This is a genomic window from Sphingomonas sp. Leaf257 (assembly GCF_001422185.1).
Taxonomy (GTDB): Bacteria; Pseudomonadota; Alphaproteobacteria; order Sphingomonadales; family Sphingomonadaceae; genus Sphingomonas; species Sphingomonas yabuuchiae.
The window spans coordinates 73,842-92,696 of sequence record NZ_LMMH01000034.1; the positions used below are offsets into that span (position 1 = coordinate 73,842).

The 18,855-nt window shown below is 66.7% G+C and carries 12 protein-coding genes; 6 read left to right on the forward strand and 6 right to left on the reverse strand.

The genetic code is table 11. The annotated features are described in order from the left end of the window. The first annotated feature begins 74 nt into the window (after window positions 1-74). Genes ASF14_RS16170 through ASF14_RS16180 form a run of 3 tightly spaced genes read left to right on the forward strand, consistent with a single transcriptional unit; the run spans window position 75 to window position 4,419 of the window. Entirely contained in the window at window positions 75-1,208 is a 1,134-nt protein-coding gene (locus tag ASF14_RS16170; protein ID WP_056437402.1) for an endo-1,4-beta-xylanase, read from the forward strand. Beyond that, complete coding sequence (locus tag ASF14_RS16175) at window positions 1,205-2,872, forward strand: glycoside hydrolase family 43 protein (protein ID WP_056437405.1); 1,668 nt, start codon at window positions 1,205-1,207, stop codon at window positions 2,870-2,872. Before ASF14_RS16170 ends, ASF14_RS16175 begins: the two co-directional genes overlap by 4 nt. After that, window positions 2,869-4,419: a glycoside hydrolase family 43 protein gene (locus ASF14_RS16180; RefSeq protein ID WP_056437408.1), complete on the forward strand. Its 1,551-nt coding sequence runs from the start codon at window positions 2,869-2,871 to the stop codon at window positions 4,417-4,419. Before ASF14_RS16175 ends, ASF14_RS16180 begins: the two co-directional genes overlap by 4 nt. 103 nt (window positions 4,420-4,522) lie before the next feature. Here ASF14_RS16180 and ASF14_RS16185 read toward each other — a convergent pair whose 3' ends face one another. Continuing rightward, the gene (locus ASF14_RS16185) at window positions 4,523-6,070 is read right to left on the reverse strand and encodes a tryptophan halogenase family protein (RefSeq protein WP_056437411.1); all 1,548 of its coding nucleotides are present in this window, start codon (window positions 6,068-6,070) and stop codon (window positions 4,523-4,525) included. A 68-nt stretch (window positions 6,071-6,138) separates the two neighbouring features. Next, window positions 6,139-9,150 carry a TonB-dependent receptor gene (locus tag ASF14_RS16190; protein WP_056437414.1) on the reverse strand — a complete coding sequence of 1,004 codons (3,012 nt, stop codon included), beginning with the start codon at window positions 9,148-9,150 and terminating at the stop codon, window positions 6,139-6,141. Between the two features lie 220 nt (window positions 9,151-9,370). On the opposite strand from ASF14_RS16190, the gene ASF14_RS16195 reads away from it, so the two are divergent. Both ASF14_RS16195 and ASF14_RS16200 read left to right on the forward strand, forming a co-directional pair. Next, on the forward strand, window positions 9,371-10,078 hold the full coding sequence (locus ASF14_RS16195) for a SapC family protein (protein ID WP_236697104.1): 708 nt from the start codon (window positions 9,371-9,373) through the stop codon (window positions 10,076-10,078). Continuing rightward, window positions 10,075-11,079 carry a cupin-like domain-containing protein gene (locus ASF14_RS16200; RefSeq protein ID WP_056437417.1) on the forward strand — a complete coding sequence of 335 codons (1,005 nt, stop codon included), beginning with the start codon at window positions 10,075-10,077 and terminating at the stop codon, window positions 11,077-11,079. The genes ASF14_RS16195 and ASF14_RS16200 overlap by 4 nt, the downstream gene beginning before the upstream one ends. On the opposite strand, the gene ASF14_RS16205 is transcribed toward ASF14_RS16200, so the two are convergent. Further along, on the reverse strand, window positions 11,076-13,535 hold the full coding sequence (locus ASF14_RS16205; protein WP_056437421.1) for a glycosyl hydrolase 115 family protein: 2,460 nt from the start codon (window positions 13,533-13,535) through the stop codon (window positions 11,076-11,078). The genes ASF14_RS16200 and ASF14_RS16205 overlap by 4 nt on opposite strands. A gap of 116 nt (window positions 13,536-13,651) precedes the next feature. Here ASF14_RS16205 and ASF14_RS16210 point away from each other — a divergent pair, with 116 nt between their 5' ends. Next, complete coding sequence (locus ASF14_RS16210) at window positions 13,652-14,890, forward strand: SGNH/GDSL hydrolase family protein (protein WP_236697105.1); 1,239 nt, start codon at window positions 13,652-13,654, stop codon at window positions 14,888-14,890. Here ASF14_RS16210 and ASF14_RS16215 read toward each other — a convergent pair whose 3' ends face one another. The 3 genes from ASF14_RS16215 to ASF14_RS16225 are packed head-to-tail and all read right to left on the reverse strand — an operon-like array spanning window position 14,891 to window position 18,716. After that, window positions 14,891-17,287: a TonB-dependent receptor gene (locus ASF14_RS16215; RefSeq protein ID WP_330218798.1), complete on the reverse strand. Its 2,397-nt coding sequence runs from the start codon at window positions 17,285-17,287 to the stop codon at window positions 14,891-14,893. Continuing rightward, complete coding sequence (locus ASF14_RS16220) at window positions 17,284-18,225, reverse strand: FecR family protein (RefSeq protein ID WP_056437424.1); 942 nt, start codon at window positions 18,223-18,225, stop codon at window positions 17,284-17,286. The genes ASF14_RS16215 and ASF14_RS16220 overlap by 4 nt, the downstream gene beginning before the upstream one ends. Beyond that, window positions 18,222-18,716 (reverse strand): RNA polymerase sigma factor, encoded by a 495-nt coding sequence (locus ASF14_RS16225; RefSeq protein WP_056437427.1) that lies wholly within the window; start codon window positions 18,714-18,716, stop codon window positions 18,222-18,224. Before ASF14_RS16225 ends, ASF14_RS16220 begins: the two co-directional genes overlap by 4 nt. Between the last annotated feature and the right edge of the window lie 139 nt (window positions 18,717-18,855).

Below are 18,855 nucleotides of genomic sequence, written 5' to 3' on the forward strand. Positions count from 1 at the left end.
CGCCCCGACTTTCATGGCCTTGCCGTTTGACGCAGGCCATGCAAAAGTTCGGGCAAAGGACAAGGGAGAGGGTGATGAAACCCAATTGGCAGGGGCCATCGCTGACGCGTCGTCAGCAACTGGCCGGAATCGCAGGCAGCCTCGCTATGGGAGCGCTACCTGGCTCACTATGGGCGCAAGCTGCCCCGTCGTTGCGCGATCTGGCGTCGCAGAAAGGCATCCTGTTCGGCACCGCGATCAATTCGGGCCGGGGTTCGCCGATCAACGATCCGGGTTATGGTGCCATTGTCGCGCGCGAATGCGGCGTGCTGGTCCCCGAAAATGAGATGAAGGTCTATGTGCTGGGCAACGATCCCGCGCATCTGAACTTCGCCCCCGCCGACCGGATCGCCGGATTCGCCCGTGACAACCGCATGAAGCTGCGCGGGCATACGCTGCTCTGGAATTACGAGAAGTACATCTCGCCCGCGCTGGCAGACACGGTGACGAAGACTGGCGCGGAGAAATGGCTGCGCAACTATATCACCGCCGTTGCCGGGCATTTCGGCGACCAGATTTACAGCTGGGACGTGGTGAACGAGACGATCGATCCCAAGACCGGCGAAGTCCGGGGCACGGTGTTCGACAAGGCGCTGGGCTTCGACGTGTTCAAGATCGCCTATGAGGCCGCGCGGGAACACGCCCCCAATGCCCAGCGCGTCTATAACGACTATATGTCCTGGGAAGTCGGCAACGAAACACACCGCGCGGGCGTGCTCCGCTTGCTGGAACGGTTCCGCAAGGAGAATGTCCCCGTCGACGCGCTCGGCATCCAGAGCCATCTCGGCAATGACGGCAGCCATTCGAAGGTCCAGCGTGCCGAGTGGAAGCGCTTCCTCGATGCCGTCACGGCGATGGGTTATCGCCTGCTCATCACCGAATTCGACATCAACGACCGCGAGATGCCCAAGGACATCGCCCAGCGCGATACGCAGGTCGCCTCGGTCGCCAAAAGCTATCTCGACATGATGCTGTCCTATCCGCAGCTCGACCAGCTGCTGTGCTGGGGCCTGTGGGACAAACATAGCTGGCTCAACGGCTTCGCCCCGCGCGCCGATGGCCTGCCACAACGTCCCCTGCCCTATGACGATGCGCTGAAACCCAAGCCGCTTCGCGCCGCCATCGCCGACGCGCTGCGTGCCGCCCCCGTCCGAAAGTCCATCGCATGATCCGCCGTCCCCTCGCCGCCCTCGCCCTGTCGCTCGTCATGACGGGCGCGGCGTCCGCTCAGACCGCGACGTTCGACCGCTTCACCTATCAGGGCCGCTCGATCGAGCAGGTGAAGCCAAAGGCGGGGGAGTATCTGAACCCCATCGTCTCCGGCTATTATCCCGACCCGTCGGTGACGCGGGTCGGCAAGGACTATTATCTCGTCAACTCGTCCTTCGCGCACTTTCCCGGCCTGCCGATCTTCCACTCGACCGATCTCGTGCACTGGACCCAGATCGGCAATGCGATCGACCGGCCGGGCCAGCTGGACTTCACCGGGCGTTCGGTGTCGGAGGCGGTGTTCGCGCCCGACATCAGCTATCACGACGGCACCTTCTATATCGTCAACACCTGCGTCCAGTGCCGGGGCAATTTCGTCATCACCGCCAAGAACCCGGCGGGGCCATGGTCCGACCCGATCTGGCTGCCTTTCGAGGGGATTGATCCGTCCATCACTTGGGATGGCGACCGCGCCTATATCGTCAACAACCGTGCCCCCGATGAGACGCCACGCTATGACGGCCATCGCGCCATCTGGATCCAGGAATATGACTGGCGCGCGGGTAAGATGGTCGGCGAGAGCACGCAGCTGGTCAATGGCGGCGTCGACCTGTCGAAGAAGCCGGTTTGGATCGAAGGGCCGCATATCTTCAAGAAGGACGGCTGGTATTATCTGACCGCCGCCGAAGGGGGCACCAGCGTCAACCATTCGCAGGTCGTATTGCGCTCGAAGGAGCTTCGCGGCCCCTATGTGCCGTTCGCGAACAACCCGATCCTGACCCAGCGCGATCTCGATCCAAAGCGTCCGCACCCGATCAGCGCGGCTGGCCATGCCGAGCTGGTCCAGACGCAGAATGGCGACTGGTGGGCAACCTTCCTGGCGACGCGGCCCTATGCCGATGATTTCTACAATATCGGCCGCGAGACGTTCCTGCTGCCCGTAACCTGGAAGGACGGCTGGCCGATCATCCTGGACAAGGGCAAGACGGTACCGTGGACCCACAAGGTTCCGAACCTGCCCGCATCGCCCGCCCCCAAGCTGCCGACCAGCGGCGATTTCGGCTATATCGACGAGTTCGACGGCAACCGCCTGGCGATGCAGTGGATCGGCGTGCGGACGCCGAGGACGCCATTCTATTCGGTCGCCAATGGTGCGCTCACGATGAAGGGCGGCGATGCACTGGGCGATCGACAGGGCGTACCGGGCTTTGTCGGGCGGCGGCAGCAACATGCGATCGCGGATGTCTCGACCACGCTGCGCTTCACCCCGACCAGGGACGGCGCCCGCGCCGGGCTGGTCGCGATGCAGAACGACTATGCCTATCTGTTCTTCGGCCTGACCCGCATCGACGGCCAGTCCCGCATCGCGCTCTACAAGCGGGAGGGCAAGAATACGCGTGACGAGACGGCGCCCGAGACGCTAATCGCCTCGGCCCCCTTCGCGCCCAAGGGGCCGGTGACGTTGACCCTTCATGCCAAGGGCGGGACGATGGGTTTCGACTATGAGAGCGGCGGCAAGCGCGCGACGCTGACAAGCGACCTCGATACCCGCTTCCTCAGCACCGAGCGCGCGGGCGGCTTTGTCGGGACCGTGATCGGCCCTTATGTGTACAACCCGCGATGAGGTGGCTTCCGCTCGCGCTGCTCGCAACCCTGCCTGGCTTGGCGGGCGCGCAGGCCTGGCAGTCGGATCGTGGCGACGGCAGCTACGCCAATCCGCCGCTCTATGCCGATTATCCCGATCCCGACATCATCCGGGTCGGGCCGGACTTCTACTTCATCACCACGACCTTCGCGAACGTGCCCGGCCTGACCATCATGACCTCGCGCGATCTGGTGAACTGGCGCTTCGTCGGCCATGTCATCGACCGGCTGGAGGGGCTGCCGCAATATGATCTGAAGGACGGCGGCGCATATCGAAAGGGCATTTTCGCGCCCAGCCTGCGCTACCGCGACGGCGTCTTCTATATCGCAGTGACGCCGGTGGGCGAGAAGACGCGCATCTATCGCTCCAAGAACATTCGCGGTCCGTGGGAAATGAACCGGATCAGCGAGGCCGCCTTCGACCCGGGCCTGTTCTTCGACACCGATGGCAGCGCCTATATCATGACCTCGGTCGGGTCGGACGGCACCAACACGCTGCTCAGCCTGGACCGCGACTTGCGCACCGTCACCGACAAGCGCGTCGTCTATTACAACAAAGGCGCGGAGGGCTCGAAGCTCGTCAAGCGCGGTGACTATTATTACATGTTCAACGCCATCCCCCGGCGGCTGGGCATGACCGTGTCGCGCGCGAAAAGCCTGTTCGGGCCGTGGGAGACGCACGACCAGATCGACGACAAGACCGGCGGCCACCAGGGCGCGATCGTCGATCTGCCCGACGGTAGCGACTATGGCTTCGTCATGGTCGATGCGGGCGCGGTCGGGCGGATGACCAATATCAGCCCCATGTTCTGGAAGGACGGCTGGCCGGTCTGGGGCACGCCGCAAGCCCCCGGCCGTGTTCCCGCTACCGCGACCAAGCCGATCCAGGGTCAGCCAGTCAGCATCCTTCCCGCCTCGGACGATTTTTCGGGGCGCAGGCTGGGGCCGCAATGGCAATGGAACCACAATCCCGTCGCCAGCGGCTGGTCGTTGACCGAGCGGCCGGGCTGGATGCGGCTGCGCGCGGGGCAAGCTCCCGCCTTATGGAGCGCCCGCAACACGCTGCTGCAAAAGGGGCAAGGGCCGTTCAGCCGGGGCACGGTGGCGATCGATACGACGCATATCCGCAGCGGCGATCAGTGCGGCTTCGGCACCTTCGGCAAATATAGCGGCCATATCGCAGTCGGCCGGGGCAGCGACGGACGGCTGACCCTGACCATGCGGGTGATCGAGGACGTCGCGGCCGACAAGGGTACGACGCAGAAGACCGATATGCGGGTCGATGCCAGGCGCGTGTCGGCGAAGCGGCTGTACCTGCGCACGGACATGGACTTCAAGACCGACCGGGCGAGTGTGGCCTATAGTGTGGATGGACGGGACTGGCAGGCGCTGGGCGGGGAATTTCCGCTCGCCTTCGATTGGCGGACGGGCACGTTTCAGGGGCAGCAATATGCGCTGTTCTGCTACAATCCGGGCGTGAAGGGCGGATGGATGGACGTGGACAGCTTTACGCTGTCGGGAAGGTAGTCCCGTGGCCTTCGACTTCGCTCAGGCTGAACGGAGCGCGGGGAAGGCCACACGTCCCATCACCCGTTCAGCCTGAGCGAAGTCGAAGGCCACGCCCCAACCCTCAGATCGTCGGCAGCCCCCGCTCCACGATCTTGCGGATCAGGTCGCGGTGCTTCGGCAGCCCCGCCAGCAACCGCCCGGTCTGCACGTCATTCTCCCGTCGCGCCCGCTGGGCGACAATCGTCTCGGCGATCAGGCTGCCCGGTGCGATGTCGGTGCGCTGGCCCATGCCGTACAGGACATATTGGTAGCTGGCCGAAGGGAAGACTTCCTCCACCCGGTCGAACTCGTCATGCATCCACGGCGCCTGATAGCGCCAGAGTTCCATCAGCTCCTGCAACCGATCCGGCATCGTCTCAGGCCGGCAATTGTCGCGCCAGAAGTCGCTGTCGGTCCGCTGGGTCAGCGAATAATGCAGCTTCAGGAAATCGACGATCCGGCCCCAGCGGTAGAGCGTGGTGTCGTTGAACCGCTTGGCGACCGTATCCATCACTTCGCGACAGGCGGGCATCTGCTCAGCGATCAGCTTGGCCGACAGCTCGATCAGCACGATGGCCGACGCCTCCAGCGGTTCCAGGAACCCCGCCGCCAGCCCGACACCGACGCAGTTGCGCTCCCAGAAGCGGGTGCGATGGCCCGCCCGGATCTTCAGCTCGCGAACAGGCAGGTCACGCCCCGCCTCGCCCAGATAGGCTCGCAGCTCGCGCTCGGCACCGTCACGATCGATATGGCTGCTGGAAAAGACATGCCCCACCCCGCGCCGCGTCGGCAGGCCGATGTCCCAGATCCAGCCCGAGGACTGCGCCGTCGAGATGGTGTGCGAAGCGATCGGCGCCTCGGGATCGTCATAGGGCACCTGGATGGCCAGCGCGGTGTCGCAGAACAGCACGTCGTTCAGCGGCTTGAACGGCACCCCCATCGCCTCGCCGAGCAACAGCGAGCGAAAGCCGGTGCAGTCGACGAACAGGTCGCCCGTCACCTCACCCGCTTGCGCCGTCCGCACCGCGCGAATGTCGCCGCTCTCGGTCAGCAATACCTCTTCGACATCGGCCAGCACATGCCGAACGCCCAGTTGCTCGCAGCAATGGCGGCGCAGGAAGTCGGCGAATTTCCCGGCGTCGAGGTGATAGGCGTAATTGGCGATCGCCTCATATTCCGGCGTCGCGATCGTCTTGGGCGCCAGACCCGCGTCACAGATGCGCCCCTGCGGCGTCACCGCATCGCAGAAGCTGACCGGCTCGCCTTCCGCCGTCAGCCAGTGCGGCGCCAGGTTCACCTGCGCAAAGCTCTGCGGCAGCATCAGCGGATGGTAATAGCCATCATCGGCCGCGCCCGTGGTCCAGCGATTGAACCGCGCTCCCTGTTTGAACGAAGCGTCGCATTCGCGAAAGAACGCCGTCTCCGACACACCCATCTTGCGCAGCGTGGTGCGCAGCGTCGGCCAGGTCCCCTCGCCCACTCCGATGATCGGCACATTGGGGGACTCGACCAAGGTGACGGTAAAGCCATGCGGCCGCCGCCCCTGATGCCGGGCGGCGATGACGCCGGCTGTCAGCCAACCGGCCGTACCGCCGCCGACGATCACGATATTCTGAACGGGCTGAACCATAGGTCAGTAGGTCCGAGAAGCGGCGGGGATGTCAAGCCGAAGCCCGCCATCCCCGCCACCGGCCATCATCAGAAGCGATAGCGCGCGCCGAGCGTGAAGCGGCGACCATAATCGAACACGTCGAGCAGCTGGTTCTTGAACCGGCCATGCGTGCTCTGCTTGTTCTTGTTGATGTTTAGCGCTTCACCGAAGATCGAAAAGTTCTTCGTGACGTCGTAGCTGCTGGTCAGGTCCACCTGGAAGCTCTGGTTCACGAAGGTCGGCTCTGCCCCGTACGACCCGGTATTCTGGTTCTGGCCAAAGCCCGCCAGATATTCGTCACGCCAGTTCAGCGCGGTCCGGAACTGGAAGCCGTTCTTGTCATAGAAGCCGACGAAATTCGCGGAATTCGCCAGGCCGGTCACCGCGAAGCCGCTCTGCCCGACGATCTTCGGGTCATAGGGCTTGTTGGTGTTGACGAAGGTGCCGTTGGCCTGGAAGCCGAAGCCGCTGTCACCGAACACCTGCTGCCATGCGATTTCGACACCACGGACCGTCGCGTCGGGACCATTGACCTGCGCCGTGATGGCGAAGACCGCAGGGTTGCCCGTCGTCGGATCGATCACGCCGCCCACCGTCTGGTTGGTTACGCCGCCGACGATGAAGTTGCTGACGTTCTTCAAGAAGAGGTCAACCGCGATGTACGAGTTGCGCTGGTAATACCATTCCGCCGCCACGTCGAAATTGCTGGCGAGGTAAGGCTTCAGGTTCGGGTTGCCACCGCTGCCCGACAGGGCACCGACACGCTGGCCGTTGCCGATGCCGACGACGGGGTTCAGCAGGCTGAGGCCCGGACGGGTCAGCGTGCGCGACGCGTCGAAGCGAAGCTGCAGGGTGTCGGTCACTTCCAGTCGCAGATCGACCGAAGGCAGAACATAGGTGTAGCTGCTGCGGTTCGAAATCGGCTGGACGTCGGTAAAGGCGATCGACAGCAGGGTCGGATCGGCGGCACTGCGCGTGATGACCGTGGGCGCACGACCCTGGCCGATCGACCGGAGGCGGGTGTTCTCGGTCCGCACGCCAAAGGCGGCGTGCAGCGGCATGCTGCCGATCTGACCTTCCATCTTGCCGCTGAAGAACAGCGACAGGGTCTTTTCGTTGACCGACAGGATGCTGCCCGGATCGACCGCTTCCGTAAACTGGCCGGTGAAGCCGTTCACGCCACCATTATAGTTGAAGCCAGGGACGTTCTGCGCCTGCGGGTTGCCCAAGCTGGTCAGATAGTTCTGATAGGCCTGCGGGCTGTAAACCAGGACCGATGGCGGTAGCGTGCCGCCAAAGCCCGGGATGAAGTTGTTGAGGCTGATCGATCCCTGATACAGGCTCGACGGCAATGGCGAGATGCCCGAGCCCTGGCCCGACGGTGCACCATAACCGGCATAAGCCTGCCAGAAATTGTTGGTGAAGGTACTGCGGTTCAGCAGGTTGAAGGTGTCGTCGGTGTACTGACCACCCGCCTTGAGGGTGATGTTGTCCTCTTTCCAGGTCACGACGCCGCGGAATTGCTTCAGTTCGTCGGTGTTCTTCTGGGTTTGCAGAACGGTGACGTGCGACCCGATCACCGCCGGATCGGCCCAACGGCCACCATTACCGGCGGGACCGAAGTTGCTGATCGACGGGAACGCCTTGTTGCTGTCGGCGGTGATGTTGAAGCCCAGATTGGTGCCCAGCGCGCCGCCATAGCCGATGTCGCCGTTGCTGCTGCCGATGGTGTTGCCGGGGTTCAGCCAGCTCTTGGCATAGGCGCCGTCCGCCTCGACGGTCAGCTTCTCGGTGACGTCCCACTTGACGTTCAGACCGGTCTGGTTGGTCTGAAGGATCTGCTTGTTCATCGCCGCGGTGAAGTCGGTCGGAGAACCGGCTTGGGTAAAGCTGACCGCCGTACCGTTGGCGTCCTGCTTGACGTTGCGCAGCGCATCCTGACTGAACCACACGCCGAAGCCGTAAACGTCCGTCGAGATGGTCTGGCGGGAAAAGTTGTTGTCCAGCGTGACCATCAGGTCGTTGCTGGGGTGCCATTGCAGGGCGACGCGACCGTCGACGCGCTCGTCCTGGGTCCGCTGCTGTTCGGCGCCATATTGCTGCGGGAACCAGCCGGTCAGGGTGCGACGATCGCTGGCGGCGGCGGTGGCGCTGGTGGTCGGGTTGCAGGTCGCGGCCGTGCTGCCGGTCAGCTGGCAAGGCGCGAAGTTGCCGCCCGGCCAGCCCGACACGAAGACGCGGTTGGTATCGGTATCACGGCGGGTATAAATGAAGCTCGACAGGATGCCGAGCGTATCGTCGGCAAAGGTGTCGCTGACCAGTGCGCCGAGCGTCGGCACGACATGGCCCGCGCGGTCCTGAAGCGACCCGGAGGCGCTGACGGCGGCGCGGAAGCCGGGGTGGTCGAACGGCTTGGGGAACTGGATGTCGACGGTCGCGCCGATCGAGCTGGACGCCAGCGACACGTCCGGCGTCTTCAGAACGCTGATGCCGCCGATAAAGTCCGAGCCGACGGTGCTGAAGTCGATCTGGCGACCGCCGGTCGCGGTCGAGATGCGGCGGCCGTCATACAGCGTCGTGTTGAAGTCGCCGCCAAAGCCGCGAACGGTGATGCCGGTCGGCTCGCCACGGGCACCGGACCGCTGGATCGAGACGCCCGGAAGCCGCTGGAGCGAGGCAGCGACGTTCGAATCGGGGAATTTACCGATATCTTCGGCCGAGATGGCGTCGACGACGCCGGTCGCGGTACGCTTGATGTCGAGATTGCGCTGCAAGGAGCTGCGCAGGCCGGTCACGATGATGTCGGCGGTGGTCGCCTCGCCGGCGGGAGACGGACTGTTATCGGCTTCGCTGGGGGCCGTTGCCTGGTCCTGCGGGGTTCCGGCCTGCTGGGCGGTGGTGGCGTTGGCCTGGACCGGCACGTCCGGGCGGACCGCGCCGCTGGTCTGGGCAAAGGCCGTTCCCGGCGACACCATGGCGAGGGCCATGAGCGGCGAGACGCCCGCCATCAAGGTCCGGCGCGAAACGAATGCAGCCACAAAAGCAGTGCGAGCCACCATCTTCCCCTCTCCTACGTTTATCATATTCATGCGCGATCGGCGTTCTAGCACCGTACCACCCATTCGATGACTCGATGTTAGCGTTATAATAGATGCATCACAAGCCATTTGTCAGAGCGGATGGGACCGGCTATCCCGTGGCTTGACGGCAGGCGCATGGGATGGACACAGTCTCGGCCTGACCGCCCCGCTTCGCACGTAACGCGACGGGGCCGAGGGGATGAAGGGACCGACCGGCATGGCCGAAATGGAATTGCTCGACAGCGCGCGTCATGCGGCCCTGCGCGTCTCCGCCGCCCCCGATGCGGGGCGACATTTCGTCCAGCTTGTGGCCGACGAATTTTTGCCCGCCGCGCTCCATTATCCGATCCTGATGGCCCGCCATCCCGAAACCGGCGATCTCTATCCCGGTGCGCTGATGGGACTGGTGCCGGACGAAAATCTCTGCCTCGCACCGAATGGCACGCTGGCGGATTATCGCCCCGCCGATCTGGAGCGACAGGGCTTCTACGTCTCGGGCGAGAATATCGCGATCGACGTGCATCATCCCGCACTGACCCAGATGGACGGCGCCGCCGTGTTCGACACGGACGGCGGCCCGGCCCCCGCGCTTCGCCGGGTGCAGGCGGCGCTGCGGCGGCTGCATGTCGGCCTGCCGGAGACCGAGCAGTTCCTGCGGCGGCTGGAAGACAACAGGCTGGTCGAGCCGATCGACCTGAACTTCGAATTCGACAATGGTGAAAGCCTGCGTCTCGACTCGCTCTACACCATCAGCCTGGATGCAGTGCACGCGCTTCCCGACGACGTCGCACTGGCGCTGTTCCGCTCGGGCGACCTGCAACTCATCTATGCGATCACCGGATCGGTCCGGCATATCCCGACGCTGGCGCGGCGGCGCAATGAGCGGCTGAGCGGCCTCACCCGATGACCCAGACGGCGGCCGAGATCGACCGCGCGGCGCTGGACGGGCATGACGCCTTTCGGCGGCTGGTGGTCGAGCCTTGCCGCCCGGTCGTCATTCGCGGTGCGGCGTCGGACTGGCCGCTCGCAGAGGCCGCGAAGGTCGATGGGGATGCCCTCACCGCCTATCTCGCGCGCTTCGATGCGGGTCGACAGGTCGAGGCGTTCGTCGGCGACGCGGCGATCAGTGGCCGCTACGATTACAACCACGATATGTCCGGCTTTAACTTCCGGCGACAGGCAATGCCGCTGGACGAGGCGGTGCGGCGTATCGCGGCTGGGAGCGACAGCGAGACGCTTTATATCGGGTCGTTGCCGATCGCCAACGCCCTGCCCGGTCTGGCCGAGGACAATCGCCTGCCTTTCGCGCCGCCGGGCGTGTCGCCGCTGATCTGGATCGGCCATGCGTCGACCGTCGCATGTCATTACGACATGATGGACAATATCGCGTGCGTGGTGGCCGGTCGGCGTACCTTCACCCTGTATCCCCCCGACGCGATCGGCGACCTGTATGTCGGGCCGATCGATCACACGATGGCAGGCCAGCCGGTCGCCCTCGCCGCCGGAGCCGAACCCGGCGACCCGCGCTATCCCCGGTTCGAACAGGCGCGCGACCAGGCAATCACCGTCGAGTTGGGGCCGGGCGACGCGCTCTACATGCCCAAGCTCTGGTGGCACCGGGTCGAGGCGACGGGCGCCCTCAACATCCTGGTCAATTACTGGTGGGACGCCTTTCCGGTCGGCCCCGATCAGCCGTTCCCGACCATGCTCCTGGCGATGAGCGCAATCGCGGGCCGCCCGCCCGCCGAACGGGCCGCGTGGCGGGCCTGGTTCGACCATTATGTCTTCCGCCCCGACGGCCATCCGCTCGCCCATCTGCCCGAGGAGCGCCACGGGGTGCTGAGCGACGGTCCGGACCATGCCAAGATGGTCCGGGCGCACGCGATGCGAATGCTGCGCGGGGGTTAGCGCGGGCTGAGCGTCACCCCCTGAACCACCACTTCGGGATCGACCAGCCATAGGGTGACGCGATGCTTGCCCGCCGACAAGGCAGGCAGCACGGTCGAGGCGACACGCCGGTTCTCGATCACGGAACGGCCCCACGCCTCTTCCGTCTCGCCCGCTATCAGGTTGAGCATGACGGGCGCGCCGTCATCGACCGACACCGCGATCCGGTGCCTGCCCCCGCCCCGCACGTCGAGGCCCGGTGCCGCGACAACGCCCAGCGCCACCGGCCCGGCTTTGGTCCAGTTCACGTCATAGACCAGATGCGGGCTGTCGCCGCCCGGCCGTTCGATCACGGGCGCGGTGGTCGGCGTCGCGACCATCGCCGCGCCCTCGGCGGTGAAGCCCGCAACGCGCTGCCACCGGATACCCCGCCCGTCGACCGCGCGACCGGCGTCGGCGGCGATCCGGACCTGCGGTTTCGGCGTGACCGGTGGCAGCGGCAACGGCTTTTCGACTGTCGCCAGCGCGGGCATCACATCGGCATCGGGCTGCTGCCAGCCGGTATAGCCGATATGGGTCTGGGCCATCATGCTGGTCCATTTGCCGCCCGCGGTATCCACCTCGTAGCGGCGGCGGATCACAGCATCCTGCGCGAAATAGCCCCGCGCGGCGTCCGCGAAGTGCTTGGCGTTGGCCGCATCCCCCGCCTGCGCCGCCGCGCGATTGGCGGCGACCGCCTCGTACAGCCGGTGTAGGTTGGTCATCGCCTCGACCCGGTGGAGAACCAGCTCATAATAGGCGTCGCGCAAATTGGCGGGCAGCGTCGTCCAAACCCGGCGCGCTTGCGCATCCAAGGCGTTCCACTCGCCCAGCACACGCTTCCATTCGCCGTCGGCGAAACCATAGGTCGTCGCATCGATCAGCTCGGGCTTGCGACGGCTGGCCAGCTGGCCATAGCGGGTCAGGAGCGCACCGATTTCCGTCCCGTGCGCGGCGCCGAACTGCACCGTCGCCCATTTCGCCGGATAAGCCTGCATTGTGGCCAGATCCATGCGCCTGGGGTTCCACGCCATGTCGAGGAAAAAGCCGATCGGATATTCCATCGGCTTCAGATCGCCGACATTGACGATCCACAGGCGATCCGCACCATAATCGTCCGCCATCCGCATCTGTTGCCAGACGCGCGGGATGGCGTTGGTGTCGAGCCACTTGTAGTTGCGCGGCCCGCCGACATAATCAAAGTGGTAATAGACTCCTGCCCCGCCCGCGCGGCGCTCGCCGATCGGGGGCAGGCGCCGGATATTGCCCCAATTGTCGTCGGCGAAGAGCAGGGTCACGTCGTCGGGGACGCGCATTCCCTTGTCGTAATAATCCTGCACCTCCTTGTAGAGCGCCCAGACCTGCGGCGTCTCGGCCGCCGGGCGCTTCGTCACGTCGGCGATGATCTGGCGCTGGTCGCGGACGATCCGCTCTAACAGATCGGTGGCCGTGCCCTCGGTCATCGGCTCGTCCCCGTCGCCGCGCATGCCGATGGTCACGGGGTCCTCCGCCTTGCCGCGCCGCTCGATGCCTTTCCGCCAGAAAGACCGAAGCACGGGAGCGTTCTTTGTGTAATCCCACGGCCCGGTGCCCTCACGCTTCCAGTCGGCCTGTGCCCGCTGCATCGGTTCGTGATGCGACGTGCCGAGCAGCACCCCCATCTCCTGCGCCAGCGGAGCGGAGGCGGGATCATCCTCCCACAGCGACTTGCCCCACATGGCGGGCCAGATGAAATTGGCCTTGGACCGCAGCAGCAGGTTGAACACCTTCTCATAGGCCAGGTGATTGACCCCGCCGAACTTGGTCCGCGCCCAGTTGCCGAAGCCTGGTTCCTCGTCATTGATGAAGATGCCGCGATATTTGACGGCCGGACGATCCGCGACGCGCCCCGCCGTCAGATAGAGGGTCGGGTGGCGTTGCGCGGGCACATCGGCCCACCAGGTCCAGGGGCTGACGCCCGCCTTCGCGCTGATGTCGTACAGGCCGAAGATCGTGCCGCGCCGATCCGACCCGGCGATGACGAGCGCACGCGCGACACCGGGCGCAGGATCGTCGACCACCTGCTCGACATAGCCCTCCCACTGCCCCGCCAGACCCGAAACATCCAGCTTGCCCGCCTTTACCAGCGCATCGATCACCGCACTATGGCCCAGCGTCCCCGCGATCACCGTCGCCCCGCCCGAGACGTCGTGGGCGAGCCTGACCTCGCCGCCGCCGACCGTCTTCAGATCGGCGACCAGATCGCTGGCGGTGCGCGCCACGCCGGGCTCGTCACCCGCATCGATGACGACCGTCGCCACGCGCCCCGGCACCAGCAGCGACAGCGCCCCCGGCGTCGCTCGCTCGCACGCCGCGACCGCGCCAGCGCAATCGGGCACGGCCCAGGCGGCACCGGGGATCAGCGCCGTCAGCGCGGCGTACAGGAACAAATGGCGCATCGTCTCTCTCCTCGCCCCGTCCTTGATAAGCGGGGCGTTCTTCATTGGATTTCCAGCCCGTTATCGCTACCATCCAGCAAAGCCGCAAGCGCGGATCGTTGAGAGAGAGGATGGGCATGACGCCGTTCAGCCAGTTTTACCGGGCCGCAGGGCTGTTCGCGATCGCCACGGCGATGACCGCCGCCGCGCCGATGCCGGGCGCGCGCTGGACCCCGGCCTGGGGTTCGTCGCAGATGCGGATCGACGGTGCGAACGCCGACAAACTCGCCAAGACCGGCCCCGCCACCATCCGCCAGATCGTCCATCTGACCGCGAGCGGCAAGACGCTCCGCCTGCGCCTGTCCAACATCGCAGGCACACCCCCCCTGAAGATCGGGGCGGCGACCATCGGGCTGGCGACGCCGGGCCGCTCGGACGTGTCCGCGATCCTGCCGGTGCGGTTCAACGGTGCCACGGATGTGATCGTACCGCCGGGGGCCGAACTCTACTCCGACCCCGTCACGCTGCCGGTCGAGGCGGGGCGGGACGTGGCGGTCAGCCTCTATTTCCCCGAAGCCGTGACCACCCCGACCGGCCATTCGGGTGCGCGCTCCAAGACCTTCCTGACGGCGGGCGACGCCACGGCGCGGAACGCCCTACCCGATGCGCAGGTCATCGGCGGATGGTGGGCCTTGTCGGATATCGAGGTGCGCGACGCCGTCCAGAAGCAGACGGTCGTGACGATCGGCGACTCGATCACCGATGGTTATGGCATCACCGACGACAGCAACACCCGCTGGCCCGACGATCTGGCGCGACGGCTGGCCGCCTCGCCTGCCACGCGGAGCTTTTCCGTCGTCAATGCCGGGATCGGCGGCAACCGGGTGCTGCTCGACGGGCTTGGTCCCAATCTCATGGCCCGCTTCGACCGCGACGTGATTGCGCGGCCGGGCGTGACCCATGCGATCCTGCTGGAGGGCGTCAACGACCTGGGCGTGCTGACCCGCGAACAGCCGGTCGACGCCGCCACGCATCAGGCGATGGTGAAGCGGATTACCCAAGCCTATCGCCAGCTGGCCGATCGCGCACACGCCCACGGCATCAAGCTGATCGTCGGCACGATCACGCCGTTCCAGGGCAATGACTATTACCATCCCGGCCCGGAGACCGAGGCCGATCGGCAGGCGATCAACCGCTTCATCCGCACGGCGGGCATTTTCGACGGCGTGGTCGATTTCGACCGGGTGGTACGCGATCCGGCCAAGCCCGACCGGTTGCTCCCCGCCTATGACACGGGCGATCACCTGCACCCCAGCATGGCGGGCTATCGCGCCATGGCGGACGCCATTCCGCTGTCGCTGTTCACGCGCCGCTGATCAGAACGCGGCGTCCAGCCCGATCCGAAGCGTGCGCGGCCGCAGCGGCGTCACCTGATCCCGCCCCGTCGTAAAGGGCGTGCCCAGGGCGAAGCGATTGCCGCGCACATCGGCCAGATTGGTGATACCGGCGGTCACCCCGTAGCGGCCCAGCCCCAGTCGGGCGGTCACGCCGCTGTCCAGATAGCTGCCCTGCCGCTCGCCCAGGATCGGCCCGACGCCCAGCCGCGACGATCCGACATAGCGCAACCAGCCGTCGACCCGCAGGTCCCGCCCGCCCGACAAGGTCCGGCGATAGACCGCCCCCGCCCGGCCGGTGAAGCGCGCGATATTGGGGATCTGGCTCAACCGCGCCAGGATCATCGCCCGGTCGGCGGTCTGCCCGTCCATCAATGCAAAGGCCTGCGCGCTCGACGGCTCGTCGATGCGGCTGTCATTATAGGAGATCGCGCCCTCCACCCTCAGCCCCGGGGCGATACGAAAGCCCGCCAGCGCCTCCAGGGTCCAGAGCTGGCCGTCGCCGATATTGGCGGTGCTGGGCAGGCCGGTGGCGTCGATGAAGTCGGCCTGAATGTCGCGCCAAGCCGTGTGCGCCAGGGTCAGCGATCCGTCGAAGCGGTCCCGCCCCGGCTGCCCGCTGCGCAAGCCCGCCTCGATGGTCGCGACCCGGTCGTTGCGGAAACGGCGGACCAGCGGCCCCTCGATCGTCAACCCACCGGGACGAAACCCCTGCTGATAGCGCAGGAACAGCTGTGCGCCGGGCGTCAGGTCAATCAGCGCCGAGGCGGAGGGTAGCAGGATCGTCTGCGCCCGCCGCGCGGTCACTTCCCGCAGCCTGGCCAGCGCCTGGAACGACAAGGCGAGCGGCAAATCCTCGCCCGCTCCGTCCAGCACGGACCGGGTGACGCGCAGGCCGCCGGTGGTGAGCAGGCCCGGCAACAGCCTCAGGCTCGCCTCGCCATAGAGCGTCGCCTCTTCCACCGTGTTGACGACGCCGGTGCGCGGCAGCAACTCGCCCGGCTCACCGAACAGCCGCGTCAGCCGGGTGCGGTTGTGAACATAGCTGAACCCCGCCAGCCAGCCCGATCCGTCCGGCGCGGAATGCCAGGCGCGGGTCTCGTTGGCCTGCATCCGGGTGGCATTGGCCTGGGCGAACAGCTGGACGGGACCACCCGGCGGGGTCGCGTCATACCGCTCCATCAGGTCGTGCGCCGTGACGCCGCTGCTGGAGCGGAAGCGCACCTGCCCGATCCGGCCGGACAGGATCAGCTGCGCCTGCCCGAAATCGGCGGAGAAACCCTCGGTGACGGGTGCCGAGCGGGTCAGCGGCGGGCCTTCACGATCGGCATATTGGCTGTCGGCGCCACGAATGCGCTGGCCGATGCCGACCGCCTCGATGCTCCAGCCGCCGCCCAGATCGGCCTTCACCGCCGCGCGACCGCCCGCGATGCGGGTGCGGTTGACGTCGGTACGGCCGAGCAGCGGCTTGTCGATATAGCCGCCCTCGCTCGCACTGTCCGCGACCAGTCGGATCGCCAGCCGGTCGGCGATGACGGGCACGTTCAGCACTGCCTGCGCATCCACCCCCGGCGCGCCGTTGGTGGTGGCCGAACCGCCCAGCATCGCCGAACCCCCGAACTGCGTCAGGTCAGGCGCATGGGGCACCAGCCGGATCAAACCGCCCAGCGACCCCGCGCCATACAGGGTGCCTTGCGGCCCCTCCAGCACCTCGACTGCCGCGAGATCGGCCAGCCGCAGATCAGGATCGGGCGCGTTGTAACTGAGGCGCAGGTCGCCGAAATACTGGCCCACGGTCGCCTGGGTCGGGCCGGTGAAGCTCGAATCCGCTATGCCCCGGATGAACAGCTTGTTGCGCCCGGCACCCAGATAGGTGGAGGCGATAGCGGTCATCCGGTCGGCCAGCTTCGACGTGCCGCCCGCCCCGCCCAGCTCCAGATCAGCCCCCGCCACTTGCACCACCTGCCCCGCAAAATGGTCGCGGGTCGTGTCGCGCTTGCTGGCGGTGACGACGACATCCTCGCCCTGTACGTCCACTGGCGGCAGGGGACGCGGCTTCGGCCTCGGCGCGGGCGAGCGAAGGCGCGGGGTCAATCGCCAGCTTCCGGGTCCCAACGCCTCGACCCGCGCGCCGCTGCCGCGCGCGATGGCGGCCAGCGCCTGTTCGATCGACAAGGCCCCGCGCAAGGGGGGCACCGGGCGACGCCACAGCCCGGCATCGGGAACTACGATATTGGCGCGCGCCACGCGACCCAGCGCCATCACCTGCGCCCCCACGGTTCCGGCGGGCAGGTCGAGCGAAACGCGATCGGCGGCGGTCGCGGGCATCGCCGCCGCCACCGCCACCAGACATCCGATACCGCCCCCGATGGATCTCACTCGCGCGGTTCCAGCATCCAGCCGGTCGCGGCCCGCCGCACCCTCACATCCATCAGCGGCCCCAGCACCGCCGGATCGCGCCGGACCGCTTCCAGGTCGATCGTTCCCCGGAAGGGCCGCGCGGCGATGGCGGGCGCGACCGTCACCGGCCGGGCCAGGAAGCGCGACACATCCTCCGCGACCATGCCCAGCGGCGCACCGTCAAAGGCCAGCCTGCCCTCGCGCCAGCCGCCGACCTCTTCGGGCTCCACGGCCGATCGGGTCAGTCGGTCGCCATCGACCGTCACCGCCTGCCCGGCGTCGAGGCGGAGCGCCGCCCCCTTCGGGTCGACCATCACCGCCCCCTCGGCCACGGCGACACGGGTTTGCCCGCCCATTCGTACGTCGAACACCGTGCCCAGATCGACCAGGGCCAGCCTCCCGGCCTGAACCGCAAAGGGGTGCTGCGCATCATGCCGCACCTGGAACAGCGCCTCACCGCGAGCCAGCACCGCCCGGCGCGGTTCGGCGCGATCCAACTCGACCCGGCTCAGCCCCGCCAAGGTGACGCTACTGCCATCCGACAGCGGGACGCGGCGGGTCTCCCCGGCGGCCGTCTCGACCGCATAGGGTTGGGGCCGATCCTGCCAGGCGGTCACGCCGATCGCGCCGATCAGCGCCGCCGCCATGGCCCCACCGATCCAGCGCAGCGAATGCCGCCGCACCGGCTCCGGCGCGATCGCGACGGGCGCCGGGACCTCGGGTTGCACAGACAGCGCCTCCTCGGCCTCCATCAGGATCGCGGCCGCCCGGTCGTACCGTTCGGCATGGCCGGGATCGGCCTCCAGCCACTCGGTAAAGGCGTCCCAGTCGGCGCTGACCGGATCGGCCATGCGCAGCGCCCAGTCGAGCGCGACCGTATCGACGCCGTGCGCGGGGGAAAGACGGTCTTGGCTCATTCGATCCGTTCCTTCAGCGCGGCCAGCGCATGGGCCGCCATACGGAGATCGCTCTCGACGGTGCTGATACTGACACCCAGCTCGGCCGCGACCTGACGCTGGGGGATACCGTCGACCCGAACGCGGCGAAAGACGGCGGCGGGGCGCTCCCCCAGGCCCGCCAACGTGGCGGCGACCTGTTCGGCGGTCTGGCGCGCCGCCACCGCGCGTTCGGCACCGGGGGGCGGCTCCGGGCCTTCGCCTTCCACCCAATCCTGCTCGCGCAATTCCTCCTGCCGCCGCGCCCGATAACGATCGATCATCAGCATGTCGGCGGCGCGGTAGAGATAGGCCAGCGGATTGGCGATCGGTCCGTCCATCCGGACCGCCACCTTCAGCCACAGGTCCTGCACCAGATCCTCGGCCGCATCGCCCGCCCCGCGCGCCGCCAGGAAACGGACGAGCATGTCGCGATTGGCAAGGAAAACGGCCTCAAGCCCGGTGGGCGGCATGGTGGAAATCAGCAAAATCCATTGGGAGTGCCGTCGTTTAGACGAAGCGGGCTTCCGTGAAAAGGAGCCCCACCGGGACGCAAGGCGGGGCTCCCGTCGTCCGCGCGCGCTACAGGGGGGATGCACGCGGACGAACCCT